2 pseudogenes are annotated in these 536 nt (G+C 61.8%); one reads left to right on the top strand and one right to left on the bottom strand.

Features of this window, described 5'->3' with window-relative positions:
- A pseudogene (locus AC5O77_RS22545) lies at nucleotides 1-224 on the top strand (class 1 fructose-bisphosphatase); the annotation flags it as partial.
- Nucleotides 225-334: 110 nt separating this feature from the next.
- Here the strand turns inward: AC5O77_RS22545 and AC5O77_RS22540 are convergent.
- Nucleotides 335-536, bottom strand: a pseudogene (locus AC5O77_RS22540) (hypothetical protein); the annotation flags it as partial.

The raw sequence follows: 536 nt of genomic DNA, 5'->3' as shown, positions 1-536 counted from the left end.
ACCCAAGCACCGCCAGTCACCCGCAAGGCAAACTGCGCCTGCTGTATGAATGCAACCCGATGGCGTTCCTGGCCGAGCAGGCCGGCGGTAAAGCCAGCGACGGTAAAAACCGTATGCTGGATATTACCCCGCAGACACTGCACCAGCGCGCACCATTCTTCGTCGGCACCAAATCCATGGTGGAAGACGCGGAACGCTTTATCGCCGAATACCCGGACGAATAAAGCCCCATTCAGGGCCGGCTCGTCCGGCCCGATATTCTCCCTGACGATCATGTCAAGCCGCGCTACCGCACGCCGCCGTCAACGCCGAACGGCCCTGCGCGAATGCCCAATTACACCTTGAACACCGACATGCTCTGCGCCAGCGCCTGCGCCTGTTCTTCCAGTGAACGCGTTGCCGCGGCGGATTCCTCCACCAGTGCAGCATTCTGTTGCGCCACCTGATCCATCTGCGCCACCGCGACGTTGACCTGCTCGATACCGCTGCTCTGCTCGCGGGTCGCCGCTGAAATCTCGCGCATCAAGGCCGTAACC

The sequence above is a fragment of the Stenotrophomonas sp. INTA L402-1 genome, from assembly GCF_059295135.1.
This window is presented reverse-complemented; position numbering and strand designations above follow the sequence as displayed.